At 74.9% G+C, this 16,979-nt stretch carries 13 protein-coding genes and 1 pseudogene; 7 read left to right on the top strand and 7 right to left on the bottom strand.

Translation table 11 applies throughout. From position 1 onward, the window contains the following. Window positions 1-314: 314 nt before the first annotated feature. Window positions 315-776: pseudogene (locus ACIRPP_RS26965) on the top strand (single-stranded DNA-binding protein); the annotation flags it as partial. 547 nt (window positions 777-1,323) lie between these two features. Further along, window positions 1,324-2,739: a Cys-Gln thioester bond-forming surface protein gene (locus ACIRPP_RS26960; protein WP_403647831.1), complete on the top strand. Its 1,416-nt coding sequence runs from the start codon at window positions 1,324-1,326 to the stop codon at window positions 2,737-2,739. Window positions 2,740-2,817: 78 nt separating this feature from the next. Here the strand turns inward: ACIRPP_RS26960 and ACIRPP_RS26955 are convergent, their stop codons facing one another. The 3 genes from ACIRPP_RS26955 to ACIRPP_RS26945 form a co-directional block, all read right to left on the bottom strand. Beyond that, window positions 2,818-3,108, bottom strand: coding sequence for a hypothetical protein (locus tag ACIRPP_RS26955; RefSeq protein ID WP_403647828.1), 291 nt, complete (start codon window positions 3,106-3,108; stop codon window positions 2,818-2,820). A gap of 113 nt (window positions 3,109-3,221) precedes the next feature. After that, window positions 3,222-3,440 (bottom strand): hypothetical protein, encoded by a 219-nt coding sequence (locus tag ACIRPP_RS26950; protein ID WP_403647825.1) that lies wholly within the window; start codon window positions 3,438-3,440, stop codon window positions 3,222-3,224. Between the two features lie 58 nt (window positions 3,441-3,498). Continuing rightward, the gene (locus ACIRPP_RS26945; RefSeq protein ID WP_403647822.1) at window positions 3,499-4,014 is read right to left on the bottom strand and encodes an HAD domain-containing protein; all 516 of its coding nucleotides are present in this window, start codon (window positions 4,012-4,014) and stop codon (window positions 3,499-3,501) included. A 288-nt stretch (window positions 4,015-4,302) separates the two neighbouring features. On the opposite strand from ACIRPP_RS26945, the gene ettA reads away from it, so the two are divergent. From ettA to ACIRPP_RS26925, 4 genes are all read left to right on the top strand, one after another. Next, entirely contained in the window at window positions 4,303-5,967 is a 1,665-nt protein-coding gene (gene ettA, locus ACIRPP_RS26940; protein WP_403647819.1) for an energy-dependent translational throttle protein EttA, read from the top strand. Between the two features lie 6 nt (window positions 5,968-5,973). After that, window positions 5,974-6,387: a thioesterase family protein gene (locus ACIRPP_RS26935; RefSeq protein ID WP_164350470.1), complete on the top strand. Its 414-nt coding sequence runs from the start codon at window positions 5,974-5,976 to the stop codon at window positions 6,385-6,387. Next, the gene (locus ACIRPP_RS26930) at window positions 6,384-7,058 is read left to right on the top strand and encodes a hypothetical protein (RefSeq protein ID WP_403647816.1); all 675 of its coding nucleotides are present in this window, start codon (window positions 6,384-6,386) and stop codon (window positions 7,056-7,058) included. Before ACIRPP_RS26935 ends, ACIRPP_RS26930 begins: the two co-directional genes overlap by 4 nt. Before the next feature lie 358 nt (window positions 7,059-7,416). Further along, entirely contained in the window at window positions 7,417-7,704 is a 288-nt protein-coding gene (locus ACIRPP_RS26925; protein ID WP_403647813.1) for a putative quinol monooxygenase, read from the top strand. 9 nt (window positions 7,705-7,713) lie between these two features. On the opposite strand, the gene ACIRPP_RS26920 is transcribed toward ACIRPP_RS26925, so the two are convergent. From ACIRPP_RS26920 to ACIRPP_RS26905, 4 genes are all read right to left on the bottom strand, one after another. Beyond that, the gene (locus tag ACIRPP_RS26920; RefSeq protein WP_403647810.1) at window positions 7,714-8,676 is read right to left on the bottom strand and encodes an ABC transporter ATP-binding protein; all 963 of its coding nucleotides are present in this window, start codon (window positions 8,674-8,676) and stop codon (window positions 7,714-7,716) included. Window positions 8,677-8,851: 175 nt separating this feature from the next. Further along, window positions 8,852-11,683, bottom strand: coding sequence for an ABC transporter permease (locus tag ACIRPP_RS26915; protein ID WP_403647807.1), 2,832 nt, complete (start codon window positions 11,681-11,683; stop codon window positions 8,852-8,854). A gap of 1 nt (window position 11,684) precedes the next feature. Continuing rightward, window positions 11,685-15,155, bottom strand: a complete 3,471-nt coding sequence (locus ACIRPP_RS26910; protein ID WP_403647805.1) for an FtsX-like permease family protein — start codon at window positions 15,153-15,155, stop codon at window positions 11,685-11,687. Between the two features lie 221 nt (window positions 15,156-15,376). Continuing rightward, entirely contained in the window at window positions 15,377-15,790 is a 414-nt protein-coding gene (locus ACIRPP_RS26905) for a globin (protein WP_403647803.1), read from the bottom strand. A gap of 132 nt (window positions 15,791-15,922) precedes the next feature. Between ACIRPP_RS26905 and ACIRPP_RS26900 the strand changes: the two genes are divergently transcribed. Beyond that, complete coding sequence (locus ACIRPP_RS26900; protein WP_403647800.1) at window positions 15,923-16,930, top strand: methyltransferase domain-containing protein; 1,008 nt, start codon at window positions 15,923-15,925, stop codon at window positions 16,928-16,930. Window positions 16,931-16,979: the final 49 nt, after the last annotated feature.

Below are 16,979 nucleotides of genomic sequence, written 5' to 3'. Positions count from 1 at the left end.
AGGCTGGGCCGCATGCGGTCCGGGGCCACCGCGGCCCGGACCGTTCGCCGGGCCGGTTCACGGTCGGTGCGCCGGGCCGTCTGATTCCTCGGGCGGGTTCACCCGGCCGGTTCCCTCGTACGGGTGGCCGGTTTGTCCACAGCTCCGGAGGTGTCCACAGCGCTCGGCGGGCCCGTCCCGGGAGCGGCAGTCTGGCTTTCGCGGCGATCGCGGCAGGATGCGCGGCCGTCGCACCGGACACAGCCGTACGGGAGGGGCCCGTACGCGTATCCGCCGGGCGCCGCCAGTGGTGCCGGGCGTGGGAGGGAGACGCGATGAACGAGACGATGGTCTGCGCGGTGGGCAACGTGGCGACGTCACCGGTGTACCGGGAGCTGGCGTCGGGCCCGTCGGCCAGGTTCCGGCTGGCGGTCACCGCGCGGTACTGGGACCGCGAGAAGGGCATGTGGACGGACGGCCACACCAACTTCTTCACGGTGTGGGCCAACCGGCAACTCGCCACCAACGCCGCCGCCTCACTGTCGGTCGGCGAACCGGTCGTCGTACAGGGCCGGCTGAAGGTGCGCACGGAGCAACGGGACGGGCAGCAGGGCCGGGTCTCCGCCGACATCGACGCGGTGACGATCGGCCACGACCTCGCGCGGGGGACGTCCGCCTTCCGGCGCTCGGGCCGCCCGGAACAGCCGGCGGCAGCCGTGGCCCCCGAGCGCTCCGAACCCAACTGGGAGACTCCGCCCGATGCGGCGGCTCGGCCGACGGCACCTGCGAGCGACCCTGCACGGGATCCGGAGCCGGTGTCCGGGCCGGTGCCCGGAGCAGCACCGGGAGTGCCACCGACGGCGGCACCGACAACGGCGCCGGCACCCGGACCGGCAACAGCGCCCGCACCACCCGTACCCGCTCCCGCCCCCGCTCCAGTGCCTGGAGCCCACGGGGCAGGGAGTCAACTGCCGTCCGCCGAAACCGTCATGACGTGATGTCGGGTGACGGGGTGCGAGGCAGGACGGCCGCCCGTCTCCTCCCGTCCGTCGGTCCCGCCCACTGGCCCAGGGGCGGAGACCGGCCCTCCACACCGACCGAAGTGCGGCTTATCGGTGGCTGCGTGCCGAACTTCCTTGAGTGGATTTATCGATAACCCCTGCTCTCAAGCCCCCTCGCGATAACGATTGCGGATCGGATCACTCGTCCGACGCGATCACCGGTAGGCGCGGTGCGCGGCCTCCTTAGGATGCCGGGCATGGCCACCGGGGCTCTCGGGGCCGGTGATTCTGCTGGTGGGACCGTGCCCCCCACGTCAACGGGTCCTGCTCGGAAGGGAATTCGGTGTTTGCTTCGTTCTCTGCGTGGTCTCTGCGCGGGCGTGGACCGGTCCGTCTCACCGCGGGGGCGGTGGTGTGCGGACTCGCCGTCACGGGAGTGATGGTGGCCGGTGCGGGCCCGGCCGTGGCCGACGAGGCGACGCCGCGAGAGGGCGGGGCGACGGCGACCATAGGCGGGCTGAAGACCTTCGGCGCGGCCGTCATACGGATGGACAGCGGGGACCAGCAGGTGTCCGCGGGCCTGTTCGAGATGTCCGTCGACGGCGGCGGCATGCTCCAGACCTACTGCGTCGACATCCACACCCCCACGCAGAAGGACGCCAAGTACCACGAGGCTCCCTGGAGCAGCACCTCGCTCGGGGTCAACGACGACGCCGGACGGATCCGCTGGATCCTGCAGAACTCCTACCCCCAGGTGAACGATCTGGCGGCGCTCGCGAAGAAGGCGGGTGTGCGCGGCGCGCTCACCGAGCAGGACGCGGCGGCCGGCACGCAGGTCGCCATCTGGCGCTACGCCGACGACGTCACCGTGGACGCCGTCGACCCCCAGGCCGAGCAGCTCGCCGACTATCTGGAGAAGAGCGCGCGCGACCTGACGGAGCCGCGTGCCTCGCTGACCCTGGACCCGCCGGCCGTCTCCGGCCGTCCGGGCGAGCGGGTGGGGCCGGTGACGGTCCGCACGGACGCCCGCAGCGTGACGGTCGCCCCGCAGGCGAACGCCGCCCGGGACGAGGTACGTCTCGTCGACAAGAACGGCGAGCCCGTCACCGAGGCCGTCAACGGCAGCCAGGTCTTCTTCGACGTCCCCGAGGACGCGGCGCCCGGCACGGCTCGTCTCACCGCGCAGGCCTCCACCACCGTCCCGGTCGGCCGGGCGTTCGCCTCCGAGAGCCGCAGCCAGACCCAGATTCTGGCGGGTTCCAGCGAGTCGACGGTCTCGGCCACGGCGAGCGCCACGTGGGCGGACGAGGGAGCCCTCCCGGCCGTCTCCGCGCGGGAGAACTGCGCGAAGGGCGGGGTGGACATCACCGCGTCCAACCGGGGGGACGCACCCTTCACCTTCGAAGTGGTGGGCCAGAAGCACACGGTCGCGGCGGGCGCGTCCCGCACGGTGACGGTCCCGCTGAGCGAGGACACGCCCTACGACTTCACCGTCACGGGGTCCGACGGCTTCGAGCAGCGGTTCACCGGCATGCTCGACTGCCTGACCCGGGCGGCCGAGACGGGGACCACCGCGCAGACCTACCACGCCCCCAGCCCCACCCCGCTGGGCGGTGCCCCGGCCGACAACACCAACCTCGCCGCGACCGGTTCCTCCAGCGCCACCCCGTGGATCGCCGGTACGGCCATCGGCCTGGTCGTCCTCGGCGGCGCCGGCCTCGTCATCGCCCGCCGTCGCGAAACCCCGCCCGGCGACTGACCGGGGAGGGCCCCGGCCCCGCCCCTCTCGCTGATCCCTGACGGTGCGGGCCCGCCACCGGCCGGGCGGGCCCGCCGCTCAGAAGCCGGCCATGGACGCGTTCAGCACGCCGCCCAGCGCCCCGTAGGCGCTGCAGCGGCGCGTGTGCCGTGCCCTGCGGCGTCGTCCGAACGACACGGCGAAGGACAGGACGAAGAGCCCACCGAGGACCACCGTCACGACGGGGCTGTGGACGAGGCAGGTGAAGCACGCGATGCCGGTCCAGACGAGGATCGGCAGCAGCGAGCAGCGCAGGACCGTCCACAGCCCGAGCCGGACCCCGGACGGGATCAGGCCGTCGTGCCACACCTCGATGTGGTTCCTGGTCACACACGCCTCGGGTCGCATGCGGCCGTCACACCACCGGTCGGGCGGCAATCGTGCGGTGACCCAGGAGGTCCGAGTGGCCCGAGTAGCCCGGGAGACACATGAGCACAGGCCGGCTACTCCGGTGTCGTGTCCGTCGCCTCACGGCTACGCGCAGGGACGGACAGGCGGGCGCCGAGGCTCAGGAGTCCGAGGGAGCCGAGGGCGAGGCCATGACGGAGCCATCTCGTGCCGCCCTCCCAGTCCCGTGACGGGCCGAGCGCCAGCCAGGAGGCGAGGGCGAAGGCGAGGAGGATGGTCGTGAGGCCGGCGGCGCGGCGTAATGCGGGGCTCATACGAGCATGATCCCGAGGCCCCGCATCCCTCCTCAAGGCAATTGCGGCGCGAGGTGCGTCATACCGCCAGTGCGCCGAGCCAGGCGGTGAGTGCGGAGAAGTCGGCGTCGGTGAGGCCCCGGGCCGGGTCGACGCGGTGGAGCAGAGCGGGCCCGGGATGCGCGGCCTCGACCCAGAGGCGGTCCGTCGGGCCGATCTCGTCGTCCACCCAGAGGAACGGCCGGCGGCCGGCCCACTCCACGAGCGGCCGCGTCTTCCAGTGGAGGCCGCTCGGCCCGGCGGCGGCCCCGTCGTCCAGCCACGGCACGACGGGCAGCCGCGGCAGTCCGAGGCGCGGAGCGATGACGTCGTTGGCGTCCTCGCCCCACGTGGTGGCCCAGACGAGGTCACAGCCCAGGGCGCTGAGACGCGGCCCGAGCCCGGGGTCCAGCCGCCCGAGCAGCGGGTTGTCCTCGCCGGGGGTGGCCGGGAGGCCGGCAGCAGGGGCGGACAGCCTTCCGGGCGGCGACCCGAAGGGGATGAGCGGGCCGTCGACGTCGAGGAAGAGGACGGGACGGAGCGCCGTGCTGGTCACGACGGCACCATAGCCCCGCCTCCGCCCCGGACCCCGCGCGGCATCCGCGCCCCCAGCCTCCCCGGCCCCCGCCTCCTCCCCAGCGCTCCGCCCTCACCCGGCCCGTGCCCTCCGACCGGCCGGAATCCGACGGCCGACCACTCACCGTCACGGACACCTCACCCTCGACGTCGGCAAACCCGCAGGTCAGAGCGCCCGCGCTGAACGCGTTTCCTCCCAGGGGTGGCGGTGCGGCAAGATGGGGTGTATCTGCCCACTGCCTGATTTCAAGCTGCCGGACGGTTTCTCTTGGCTGAGTTCATTTACACCATGCGCAAGGCGCGTAAGGCGCACGGCGACAAGGTGATCCTCGACGACGTCACCCTGAGCTTCCTGCCGGGAGCGAAGATCGGAGTCGTCGGCCCGAACGGTGCCGGTAAGTCGACCGTTCTCAAGATCATGGCCGGGCTGGAGCAGCCGTCGAACGGTGACGCCTTCCTCACCCCCGGTTACACCGTCGGCATCCTGCTGCAGGAGCCCCCGCTGAACGAGGAGAAGACCGTCCTGGAGAACGTCCAGGAGGGTGTCGCCGAGATCAAGGGCAAGCTGGACCGGTTCAACGAGATCGCCGAGCAGATGGCGACCGAGTACACCGACGAGCTCATGGACGAGATGGGCAAGCTGCAGGAGCAGCTCGACCACGCCAATGCCTGGGACCTCGACGCCCAACTGGAGCAGGCCATGGACGCCCTGGGCTGCCCGCCCGGCGACTGGCCCGTCGCCAACCTCTCCGGTGGTGAGAAGCGCCGCGTCGCGCTGTGCAAGCTGCTGCTGGAGGCGCCCGACCTGCTGCTCCTCGACGAGCCCACCAACCACCTGGACGCCGAGTCCGTGAACTGGCTGGAGCAGCACCTCGCCAAGTACGAGGGCACCGTCGTCGCCGTCACCCACGACCGGTACTTCCTGGACAACGTCGCCGGCTGGATCTGCGAGGTCGACCGCGGCCGCCTGCACGGCTACGAGGGCAACTACTCGAAGTACCTCGAGACCAAGGCGGCCCGCCTCAAGGTCGAGGGCGCGAAGGACGCCAAGCGGCAGAAGCGCCTGAAGGACGAGCTGGAGTGGGTCCGGTCGAACGCCAAGGGGCGGCAGGCCAAGTCCAAGGCGCGTCTGGCGCGCTACGAGGAGATGGCCGCCGAGGCCGAGAAGATGCGGAAGCTGGACTTCGAGGAGATCCAGATCCCGCCGGGCCCGCGCCTGGGCAACGTCGTCGTCGAGGTCGAGAACCTCAGCAAGGGCTTCGGCGACAAGCTGCTCATCGACAACCTCAGCTTCACGCTGCCGCGCAACGGCATCGTCGGTGTCATCGGCCCCAACGGTGCCGGCAAGACGACGCTGTTCAAGATGATCCAGGGCATCGAGGAGCCCGACTCCGGGACCATCAAGGTCGGCGACACGGTCAAGATCTCCTACGTCGACCAGAACCGCGCCAACATCGACCCGAAGAAGACGCTGTGGGCCGTCGTCTCCGACGAACTGGACTACATCAACGTGGGCCAGGTCGAGATGCCGTCGCGCGCCTACGTGTCGGCGTTCGGCTTCAAGGGCCCCGACCAGCAGAAGCCGGCCGGCGTCCTCTCCGGCGGTGAGCGCAACCGCCTGAACCTGGCGCTCACCCTCAAGCAGGGCGGCAACCTGCTGCTCCTCGACGAGCCGACCAACGACCTGGACGTCGAGACCCTCAGCAGCCTGGAGAACGCCCTGCTGGAGTTCCCCGGCTGCGCCGTGGTCATCTCCCACGACCGGTGGTTCCTGGACCGCGTCGCCACGCACATCCTCGCCTACGAGGGCGAGTCCAAGTGGTTCTGGTTCGAGGGCAACTTCGAGTCGTACGAGAAGAACAAGATCGAGCGGCTCGGTGCGGACGCCGCGCGTCCGCACCGCGCCACCTACAAGAAGCTGACCCGGGGCTGATCGGTCTTGCGGCACATCTACCGCTGCCCGCTGCGCTGGGCGGACATGGACGCGTACGGCCACGTCAACAACGTGGTGTTCCTCCGCTACCTGGAGGAGGCCCGTATCGACTTCCTGTTCCGCCCGGAGAAGGACTTCCAGCAGGGGTCCGTGGTGGCACGCCATGAGATCGACTACAAGCGGCAGCTCGTCCACCGGCACACACCGGTGGACATCGAGCTGTGGGTCACCGAGATACGGGCGGCGTCCTTCACCCTCACCTACGAGGTGAAGGACGACGACCTGGTCTACGTCCGCGCGTCGACGGTGATCGTGCCGTTCGACTTCGCGGCGCAGCGCCCGCGCCGACTCACGGAGGAGGAGCGGGAGTTCCTGCGCGAGTACACGGACGACGCCGAGGAGGAGGCCGTCGCGGCATGACGGCGCTCCAGCTCGCCGACGAGAGGGAGGCGGCGGACCTCGCGGCCTTCCTCTCCCGGCTGCTCCACTACGACCGTGCGGCGGCGGTACGGCTCCAGGCGGCCGGTACCGCCCTCGCCGTCTTCGGGCGGCCGCCGTCCTTCGAGGTGCTGGCGATCCGCGCGGTGCGGCTGGCCAAGCCGTACGAGAACGGGCTCGACGTCACCCTCGACGTGACCGTGTCCGCCGGTGAGCTGCTGGAGGCGCTGGACCTCGCGGCTGCCACGGCGAACGTTCCGGCGGCCGTGACCGGCCCGCCCTGGGCCGGGGTGCTGCCGCCCCGCCGGGGCTGGCGGGCCGCCGAACCGGGGCTGCCGGAACCGGACGCCCTGCGCGCGCTCGTCTCCGCCGCGGTCGCGGAATTCCGTACGCGGACGGGGGAGTTGGCGCCCGAGGCGCGGACCCGCGCCCAACTCGACACGATCGGACGGGACATCTGGTCCCGCACGGTCGGCGACACCGGCCTGCCGGTCCGTGCCGTGCACGCCGCCCAGTCGCTGGGCTTCCTCCGCGGCGCCGAACCGACCGCCCTCCTCGCCTCGGGCGCCTGGCTGCGCCTGCGGACGCCGTACGGGTCGATCGCCGTACGGAGCGCGGGACTCGGCGCGGGACTGGGACTCAGCGTGCGCTGAGCGGGCCCAGGCCCCAGGGCCCCGGCCCATCCCGGCCCACGGGCATAGGGATCCGGTGCCGATCTCCGTCCCCGGGCGCCCGGGTCCCCCGACGATCTCCGTCTCTGCTCGCCCGGATCCGGTGCCGACCTCCGTTCCCCCGGTCCCCGGTGTCCCCGGGTTGCCCGGCGTCCCCGGTCCCCGGCGTCCCCGGCGTCGACGGGTCCGGCCTCGACCACCGTCCGGCGCCGATCGATGATCCTCGCCTCGGCCGAAGGGTGCTGCCCCGGCCGACGAGTGCTGCCCCGGCCGATGAGTCCTGCCCCGGCCGACGGTCATAGTCGGCGACAGGTGGTTCGGACCCGACCAGGGAGCAGCAGTGGTGATCATCGCGGGGCACATCGTCGTGGACCCTCAGCAGCGTGAGGCGTATCTGGCCGGCTGTGTCACCGTCGTCGAGCAGGCCCGCAGCGCGCCGGGCTGTCTCGACTTCGCCCTCACCGCGGACCTGGTGGACGCCGGGCGTGTCAACGTCTTCGAGCGGTGGGCGACGCAGGCGGACGTCGAGGCGTTCCGGGGCGATGGTCCGGGCGACGAGCAGGGCGCGGCGATCCTCGCCGCCGCGGTGGCCGAATACGACGTCGCTGAGGTGCGCCCCCTCACCTGAGCGGTGTGCTCAGTCGCGTTCGCTGTCGTCGGGGCGGACGGCGATGTGGTCGGGCTCCAGTTCCAGGGCGACGCGGTCGCGCATGCCCAGGGCCTGCGTGTACTCGGCGGGCAGCTGGAGGCGGCCCGCGCGGTCGAGCATCGCGTACTCGCGGGCGACCAGGGTCTCGTGACCGGTGGCCTCGTCGACCTCGCTGCGGCGCAGCACCTCGGCGGAGGTGCGGCCGTCGCGGATGGCGACCGTGCGGCGGACCTCGCTCGCGACGGCCTGGTCGTGGGTCACGATGACGATGGTGGTGCCGAGCCGCTCGTTCGCCGTCCGGAACGCGGCGAAGATCTGCTCGGCGGTGTGGGAGTCGAGTTCGCCGGTCGGTTCGTCGGCGAGCAGCACCGACGGCTCGTTGGCCAGGGCCACGGCGATGGCGACGCGCTGCTGCTGGCCGCCGGACATCTCGTGCGGGCGGCGGTCGCGGCAGTCGGCGACCTCCAGCAGGTCGAGGAGTTCCAGGGCGCGTTCGGCACTCGCGCGGCGCGCGGCCCGGCCGCGTCCGCCCCGCAGCCGCATGGGCAGCGCCACGTTCTGGGCGGAGGTCAGATACGGCAGCAGGTTGCGCGCGGTCTGCTGCCAGACGAAGCCGACGACCTCCCGCCGGTAGGCGAGGCGGTCCTTCGCGGTCATCGTGAGCAGGTCCCGCCCGGCGACCCGGGCCGCTCCCGCGGTCGGGGTGTCGAGCCCGGCGAGAATGTTCATCAGGGTGGACTTGCCGCTTCCGGAGGCGCCCACCAGGGCCATCAACTCGCCCTCGCGCACCAGGAGGTCGAGGCCCTGGAGCGCCTGGACCTCCACGCCGTCGGCGGTGAAGACCCGGACCAGGCGGTCGCAGGTGATCAGCGCGTCGTGGCCGAAGGCCGGACGGTTCCGGTCGGCCGAGACGCGACGCGCCAGATCGGCCAGCGTGGGGTGGGTGGTCATCGGCGGTCTCCTGGACGATGCGGGTCCTCGGGGCGAAGGCGGTCTCCTGGACGAGGCGGGTGGTCTCCTGGGCGAAGGCGGTCTCCTGCACCCCAGGCCCGCCCGACGTGCCCGGAAGGCGTGGTCCTCAGGTGGACGTCGTCCCCGGGGGCGTCCAGTGCCGGGGCGGCCGGCGTCATCGCGCGTCCCCCGCTCTCAGCTCGCGCACCGAGCTGCGCCGGCCCGTCCACCATGCCTGGGCGACGGCGATGCCGAGGGTGAGGGCGACCACCACCAGGGCCGGGACGAGCAGCGACACCGGGTCGGTGCGCAGGGCGGCGCGAGCGGGGGAGGAGACGGTGCCGGGGACGGCCATGGTCGTCAGGTCGATGCCGGGGGCGAGCAGCCGGACGGTGGCCCACGCGGTGAGGGTGCCGCCGACCGCCGCGAGGAGGGCCTGCGGGAGGGACTCCAGGACGAGCAGGCGGCGGCCCTGGGCGCGGGTGAGGCCCATGGTGCGCAACCGGGCCAGCAGGGCGGAGCGTTCGGGCGCCGCGCGCACCAGGGTGAGCAGCAGGGCGAGGACGGCGTACCCGGCGCCCGCGGCCACCGCGGTGGCGTAGACGCGTTCGGCGCCGGCCTGGAGCGGGGAGTCGACGTAGGTGGCGCGTTCGTCGGCGCGGACCTGGACGGGAGCCGTGTCGCCCACCGTCCGGCGCAGCGCGGCACCGTCGAGGCCGTCGCCGGTCACGAGGAGCGCGGTGGGCCGGGCGGCGCGGGCGCTGAGCCCGGCCCGGTCCACGACCAGGAAGTGGTCGCCGGCGACGGCCGGTGTCCGCTCCCGGACCTGGGTGATCCGCAGGGTGACGGTGCTGCCGTCCTCCATGCGCACCGGGAACGGACGGGTGCCGAGCCGCTCGGCGACCTTGGGCGACGCCACCGCCGGCAACGGGCCGGCCGCGTCCGCGTCGCCGTCACCCGAGGCCGGCCCACCGGCCGGACCGGCGGCCGGGCTCCCGGCCCCGTCCGCCCCGCCCGTCCCGGAGGCTCCCCCCGTCCGCAGCACCGACGCGTCGAACGCGCCGATGCCGGTCCGCCGGGTGTGCGCCGCGTACGGGGCCGGGTCGACGGCGGCCACGGGCACCGCGTCGCGGCCGTCCTGCGGGCGGGCGTAGTAGGAGATGCCGGCGACGGTGACGTCGTCGACGCCCGCCGTGCGGCGCACGCGGTCGACCAGGCCGGACGGGAGGACGTGCAGGGTCTCCACGCGGGCGTCGGCGCCGACGGTGAGCAGGGCCGTGCGGTCGCGGGCGTCCGCCACGCCGCTGAGCACGGAACCGCCGAACGCGGCGGTGGTCAGCGCGGTCAGCAGGGCCAGCAGGGGCAGGACCGAGGAGCCCGAGCCGCGGCCCGCGCGGGCCAGCGACAGCGGGCCGACCGCGCCGCGCAGCCGCCGGGCCGGGCGGGCCAGTCCGCGCAGCGGCAGCGGGTACAGGCGCACCAGGACCAGGGCGGCGATCACGGCGACCAGGACCGGGGCCGACGACACCAGCTGGTCGCCGGTGGCGTCGGACCCGTCCGACGTGCCGCGGGTGCGCAGTGCCACCACCGCGCCCACGGCGAGGGCGAGCAGGGTCAGTTCGGCGACCGTGCGGCGGCGGGACGGCCGGGCGGCGGTGACGTCCTCGCGGGCGGTGTGGACGCCGACGGCGCGGTGGGCGGCGACGGCCCGCAGCGGCAGGGCGAGGCAGCCGAGGAGGGCGACCCCGCCGGCGGCGGCGACCGCGTACGGCAGCCGGGTACCGGGGACGGCGAGGCAGGCCGCCGCGAGTCCCAGGGCGGCCGCGGGCAGTGCGACCACGGCGGTCTCCGCGAGCAGCCGGCCGCCGAGGCCGGTCAGTGAGCCGCCGCGGGCCCGCAGCAGGGTGAGCTCGGCGCGCCGCCGGCCGGCGGCGAGTCCGCCCGCCATCAGCAGGACCACGGCGGCGACCGTGCCGGTGCCGAAGGCGGCGACGGCGACGAGCGGGCCGATGGCCGTGCGCAGCCTCTCGTAGTGGGCGAGCACCTCGTCCAGGTCGCTGGTGGCGGACACGAGCGGCGAGGTGGCCTCGCGCACCCGCTGGAGCGCGGGGCCGGACTCGGTGGCTGCGACGGCGGTCCGCAGCCGGGGCACGTCGTGGCCGTGCAGGCTGTCGACGGCGGGGGCGAGATTCCAGTAGCGGTACGGCTCGGTGGCCGTGCCCAGCAGGGCGGGGGCGGCGTCCGGCGGCAGCAGCAGCGCGCCCTTCCAGTACTGCCGCAGTTCCGGGTCGCCGTACAGGACGGTCAGGACCGGGGTGCGCATCAGGGGTGCGACGGACCAGTACGAGCCCCGGGGGTCGCGCGGCTCGACGATGCCGGTGACGCGGATTTCGAGAGCGCCCCGCTGGACCCCGGGGAAGCGCAGGACGGACCCGACCTCGATGTTCAGGCGCCGGGCGGTGTCGGTGCTGACGGCGCCCTCGACGCGGGGCGTGCGGGCGGTGACGTCCTCGGGGGCCCGGGGCAGCCGGCCCGCTGCCAGCCGGGAGTGCTCGGCGAGCCCGCTCTGCGCGACCACGTCGAGGCGCGGGGGCAGCCCGTCCGGGCGCGGCAGCCAGGGCTCGGCCATCTCCTGCGGCTCGGTGCTGCGGACACCGGAGGCGGACTGGGCCCGGTCGAGGGGCAGGGAGCGGCCGGTCGCGCGGAGGATGCCGGCGTGGTCCTTCTCCAGCGCGGCGCCGCGCAGTCCCGCGTCGCGTTCCGGCGGGGGCGCCCCGTAGTCCGGCGGGGCGTTGAACTGCACGACCGTGCGGCCCGCCCCGGCCGACTCGACGGCCTGCCGCAGGCCGCTGTCGCCGTACCGGTCGACCGACCGGGGCAGCGCGGCCGCCAGGAACGCGGTCACCGCCACCAGCAGCGCCAGGGCGAGGGCGGTGCCGGGGGCGGTGCGCAGGCGGGTGCGCACCCAGGGGGCGATCACCTTCGACCTCGGGGACCGGACGGTCACCTCACTCACCTCCCCGTTCCCGCAGCGACGTCACCGGGTCGGCGCGGCGCAGCGAGAGCACCGCCGTCACCACCAGCGGAACGGCCGCCACCGCGGCCAGCAGCACGGCCACCCGCCCGGCGGGCAGCTCCACCAGGACCTGCGGCACCGGCCGGGCCGCCTCCGACGTCAGCATGATCAGCGGGATCACGGCCCGCGCGAGGACCGCGCCGAGCAGTACGCCCACGGCCAGCGCCAGCCCGACCAGCACCCCGTGTTCGACGAGCACCACCCGGGCCAGCCGCCGCCGGGAGGCGCCCAGGGCACGCAGCACCGCGAACTCCGCCGACCGCTCGCGCAGCGCGCCGGCCGCGCTCACCGCGAAGCCGACCGCGGTCAGGGCGGCCGCCGCGAGGGCCGCGGCGCCGAAGGCCGCCTCGGGCCCGGCGCCGAACGGGTCGTCGCGCAGCTCCGCGGCGATCTCGTCGCGCACCAGCACCCTCGACGGTTCCACGTCGGGCCGGTCGCGCAGCGCGGCGGCCACCCGGTCGGTGGCGCCGGGCGCGGTCCGCAGCCACCACTCGTTCGGTGGCGCGCTCGCGTCGTGGCGGGTCTGCAGGACCCGGTTGACCGCGCGCAGGTCGAGCAGCAGCGCCCCGCCGTCGTCGGCGCCGCCGGGTGTGGTGGACGGGAGGTCCCGCACCGAGCGGACGATGCGCACCGGGACGGTGGAGCCGTCGAGGGCGACGTCCACCCGCTGGCCGGGGCGGGCACCGGTGGAGTCCAGGTAGCGGTCGGTGGCGAGGGCGGTGACCTCGGAGGCCGACGGCTGGGGCACCTGCAGACGCACGGTCAGCGGCGAGACCTCCCGGGCGGAGTCCCGGGGGACGTAGCCGGTGCCGTAGGTGACGGTGAGCGGGCGGGTGGAGGTGACCCGCGGCCGGGTGGGGGCGGCGGCCTCGTCGGCGGAGGCGACCGCGGCGGGGGCCCGCGCGGTCGCCTCCCAGTCGGTGGGCAGGTCCGCCCGCCGGTCCCGGCCGCCGGTGTCGGTCAGGGTCAGCCGGGACACGGTGAACCGGTGCTGTTCGGCGTCCCCGACGGGCTGGGTGAGGGCGAGGTGCAGGCCGGTCAGCGTCATGCTGCCGGGCGGGACCGTGCCGGTTCCGGCGAGGTCCAGGGCGAGCGTGTGGGCGCGGCCGTCGGCGGGGAGCCGCCCGAGGGGGAGCTTGTGGGGGATGCCGTGGGCGTCCACCAGGGTCGCCCGGACCTCGGCCGCCGGGGCGCCGTCCCCCGCGTCGTCGCCGCCGTCCGGGGCGCCGTCCCCCGCGTCGTCGTCGCCGTCCGTGTCGCCGTTCTTCGCGTCGTCGCCGCCGTCCGTGTCGCCGTTCTTCGCGCCCCCGGAGGCCGCGGCGGAGCCCTGGATGCGGGCGGTCAGGGACAGCCGGGCGGTGTCCGCGGGGACCGGCGTCCCGGCCGTGGCGCCCTCGGGCTTCAGACCGTCCAGCAGGCCCGAGACCGGCCGGTCCGCGAGGTCGGAGCGCATCAGCAGGGTGCCGGAGGCGTGGGCGGTGTCCAGGGCCAGGACGGTCGCCGTCCGGTTGCCGGACAGCGGCACCGTCGTGCGGTGGGCGGGGGCGACGGCCCGGACGCCGGGCACGGTCGCGTACGCCCCGGTCGTGGCCGGCTCGCCGTCACCGGCGCCCAGGACGCGCACCGCGGCGCCCGCGCGGAAGTCCGCCTGGTCGTTCTGCGAGCGTTCCCACGACGAACCCTGGCCGATCGCCAGCATGCCCAGGGCCACGGCCAGCACCAGCAGCAGCACGGGGCCCGCGCCGCGCATCGGGCGGCGGCTGATCTGCCAGCCCGCGAGCGCCCCCGGCAGTCCTCGCCCGCGGGCAGCGCGGCGCTCGGCGAGCCGCGCCAGCGGCGGCAGCAGCCGCAGGGTCAGCACCGTGCCCGCCAGCAGGGCCAGGGCGGGCGCGGTGACGAGCAGCGGGTCGACGCTCAGGTCGCGGCCGACGGCGCCGGTCGGCTGACGGCCGAGCTGCCAGAACGCGACGGCGGCCACCGCCAGCAGTCCCACGTCCGCGCCCGCGCGCACCGCCCCGGGCAGCGGCCGGGCCCGTCCGGCCGCGAACGACGAGGTGAGGGCGGGCACGGTGACGGCCAGGGCGCAGCCCAGCGCCACGCCCGCCGCCACCAGCCACACCGGACCCCGGCCGGCCACCGCACCCAGCGAGGTGTCCAGGTGCAGGCCGATCCGGGCCAGGGCGCCCCGCCCGGCCAGCAGTCCGGTGAGCGGCCCCGCCAGCAGGGGCGCCACGGCCGCGGCGGGGAGGGCCAGCAGCAGGGCCTCCAGCGCCGCGAACCGGGCCAGTTGGGCGCGGGACCCGCCGCGCGCCCGCAGCAGCCGGCTCTCGCCCGCGCGTTCGGCGCTGAGCAGCCGGGCCACCAGGAACAGGGTGCAGCAGGCGAGGAGGGCGAGCTGGAGTCCGACGATCAGGAGGGTGGTGCGGGACACCAGCAGCGACCGCTCGGTCCGGTCCAGGACGGTGGGCAGTGCGCTGGTGGCCTCGGCGGCACCGCCCAGTGCCGGTTCCTCGCGCAGGGCGGCGGCGCCGTCCCGCACGGCGGTGCGCAGGGCGCCGATCCGGTCCGTGCCGACCGTGGCGAAGTCCGCCGACGCCAGCCAGGCCGACTCCCCGGCGCTGACCCGGTCGCCGGTGAGGACGGCGGGGTCGGTGAGCAGGGGGCCGTACGTCGTGAAGTCGATCTTGACGGTGCCGCGGCCGCGCAGGTCGTCCAGCTGCCAGTAGGCCGCGGTGGCGTCCACCGGCCGGTACACGCCGGTGATCCGTACGTCGACGGCCGGTCCGCCGAGGCGGTCGGTCAGACGCAGCCGCGCGCCCGGTTCCAGGCCGAGCCGGCCGGCGGCGGCCTCGGGCAGGGCGGCCTCGACGGCCGTGCCGGCCGCCGTCGCGGAGGGCGCCGCGGGCATCCGGCCCCCGGTGATCCGGATCCTGGCCGGTTCGAGGGCGGCGAAGTGCGTGAGGTCGGGCTGCCGGGCGCCCGGCGCGCCGCTGTCGGCCTGTTCGGCCTGTTCGGCCTGTTCGGCCTGTTCGGCCGGGGTGTCGCGCCCGTCGGAGGGGCGCAGGGTGCCGGGCAGTGCGTACGGGCCGGAGCGGGTCAGGGTGCCGAGGGTGACCGGGAGCCCGTCGTAGGCCGTGCGGGCGCGCTCGCGTACGACCGCCTCGGCGGCGGCGCGCTCGTCCGGGGGCACCGCGGCCCTGACGACGAGAGCGGTGTCGGCGGCGTTCCGAGGGTCCCGCAGGGCGTGCCGCAGGGCCGCGTCGCCGATGGCCCCGGAGTAGGCGGTGAGGGTCGCCAGGACGGCCGTGGTGAGCAGGACCGTCAGCAGGGCGGCGGCCAGCAGGGGCCGGTGGGCCCGTGCGCGGGCGATAACGAACCGTGCGAGCCCCCCGGCGCTCCCCACCCGTGCCCCCTGTGTCGTCTTGACCCGGGGGTGATGTTGTCAGAGGCAACCGCTCGGATGTAAGCGCTCTCGGACGGGACTTGACCACTTCGTGACCGAAATCCGGTGTACGGATACCGGAATGCGCACGTCCAGTGACCGGATCCGCCGCCGGCAGAAGCGGGCGAGGGCGAGCACAGGCGTGCGGGGCCCGGCGGCGGCCCTGCCGGACACCGGCCCGGTCAGTCCGGCGAGTTGATCATGGAGGCGGCCGCGTACGTCAGGTAGTCCCACAGCGTGCGCTCGTGCTCCTCGGACAGGCCGAGCTCGTCGAGGGCGTCGCGCATGTGCTTGAGCCACGCGTCGTGCGCGGCCCGGTCGACCTTGAACGGGACGTGCCGCAGCCGCAGCCGCGGGTGACCACGGGTGTCGCTGTACGTCCGGGGCCCGCCCCAGTACTGCATGAGGAACAGCCGCAGCCGGTCCTCGGCGGGGCCGAGGTCCTCCTCGGGGTACATGGGCCGCAGCAACGGGTCCTCGGCCACCCCCTGGTAGAAACGGTGGACCAGCCGGCGGAAGGTCTCCTCCCCGCCGACCTGCTCGTAGAACGTCTGCTCCTGAAGCGTGCCGCGCCGAATCTCTGTCACGCCGTCCATGCTCTCAGACGCGGGGTCATAGGACTCCAGGCCTAGGACCCCCCTCGCCCGGTGCACAGGGCCTCCCCGTGGCCGGCCCCCAGCGCCCTCCGCCGGGCCGCCGCCGCGGGCGCCTGCTCGTACTGTGGAGGGATGGGCGCGCACGCGGGGCGGCAGGAGGCAGCCGGCGACCGGGCCGACGGGGACGGTGCCGCCGCCGCGGCGCGGGCGGAACTGGTGCGCGTGATCGACGCGAGTGGGGCGTTCAAGACCGACCCGGTGTGGCGGGAGGTGTTCGCCGCCGTGCCGCGGCACCTGTTCGTGCCGTACTACTACATCGGCGTCGTCGGCGGTCACGAACGCCGCTGGGAGGGCAGCCCCGACCCCCGCGACCGGGCCCAATGGCTGCGCGGGGCCTACGAGGACATGGCGCTGGCGACCCGGCTGCGCGACGGGGAGCTGCTCTCCTCCAGCAGCCAGCCGTCGCTGATGGCGGTGATGCTGGCCGAACTGGGCGTGCGGGACGGCGACCGGGTGCTGGAGATCGGCACCGGCAGCGGCTACAACGCCGCCCTGCTCGCCCACCGGCTCGGCGACCACGACCTGGTCACCACGATCGACCTCGACCCGGAGATCACCGAGTCGGCCCGGCGGCACCTGGACGCCGCCGGGTACCGTCCGGCCGTCGTCACCGGCGACGGGGCGCGCGGGGTGCCGGCCCGCGCCCCCTTCGACCGGATCATCGGCACCTGCGCGCTGCCCGGGGTGCCGCCCGCCTGGCTCGGCCAGTGCCGGCCGGGCGCGCGCATCCTGGCGCCGTTCGCCACCGGGCTGATCGTCCTCACCGTGCGCGACGCCGGGCACGCCGAGGGCCGCTTCCTGTCGACGCCCGCCTACTTCGTGCCGCTGCGCGGGGCGAGCCGGGCCCGGCCGGTGCTGCCCGACACGAGCGGGCTGCCCCGGCGGGCCACGCGGGACGAACTGTTCCGCTTCCTGCTGACGCTGACCGCCGGGGCCGTCGAGCCGCGGGACGCCTACGACGTCTGGGAGCGCGAGGGCGGGCCGGGGCGCGAGCGCTACGGGCTCACCGTCGGCCGCGACGGCGCCCGGGCCTGGCTGGACGGCCCCGAAGGACCGCATGTGTGGCCGCTGCCCTCGTGACGACGGCCCGGGATCGTGACGACGGCCCGGGATCGTGACGACGGCCCGG

This window comes from Streptomyces sp. NPDC101219, assembly GCF_044767675.1.
Classification (GTDB): Bacteria; Actinomycetota; Actinomycetes; order Streptomycetales; family Streptomycetaceae; genus Streptomyces.
The sequence above is the reverse complement of the archived record's forward strand: the minus strand, read 5'-3'. Positions and strand labels throughout refer to the sequence as shown.

Bases quoted from the DNA above. Each gene is read 5' to 3' on its own strand.
- ACIRPP_RS26920 (WP_403647810.1), bottom strand. From the start codon at position 8,676: ATGACCACCCACCCCACGCTGGCCGATCTGGCGCGTCGCGTCTCGGCC.
- ACIRPP_RS26900 (WP_403647800.1), top strand. From the start codon at position 15,923: ATGGGCGCGCACGCGGGGCGGCAGGAGGCAGCCGGCGACCGGGCCGAC.
- ACIRPP_RS26950 (WP_403647825.1), bottom strand. From the start codon at position 3,440: ATGAGCCCCGCATTACGCCGCGCCGCCGGCCTCACGACCATCCTCCTC.
- ACIRPP_RS26930 (WP_403647816.1), top strand. From the start codon at position 6,384: ATGACGGCGCTCCAGCTCGCCGACGAGAGGGAGGCGGCGGACCTCGCG.
- ACIRPP_RS26905 (WP_403647803.1), bottom strand. From the start codon at position 15,790: ATGGACGGCGTGACAGAGATTCGGCGCGGCACGCTTCAGGAGCAGACG.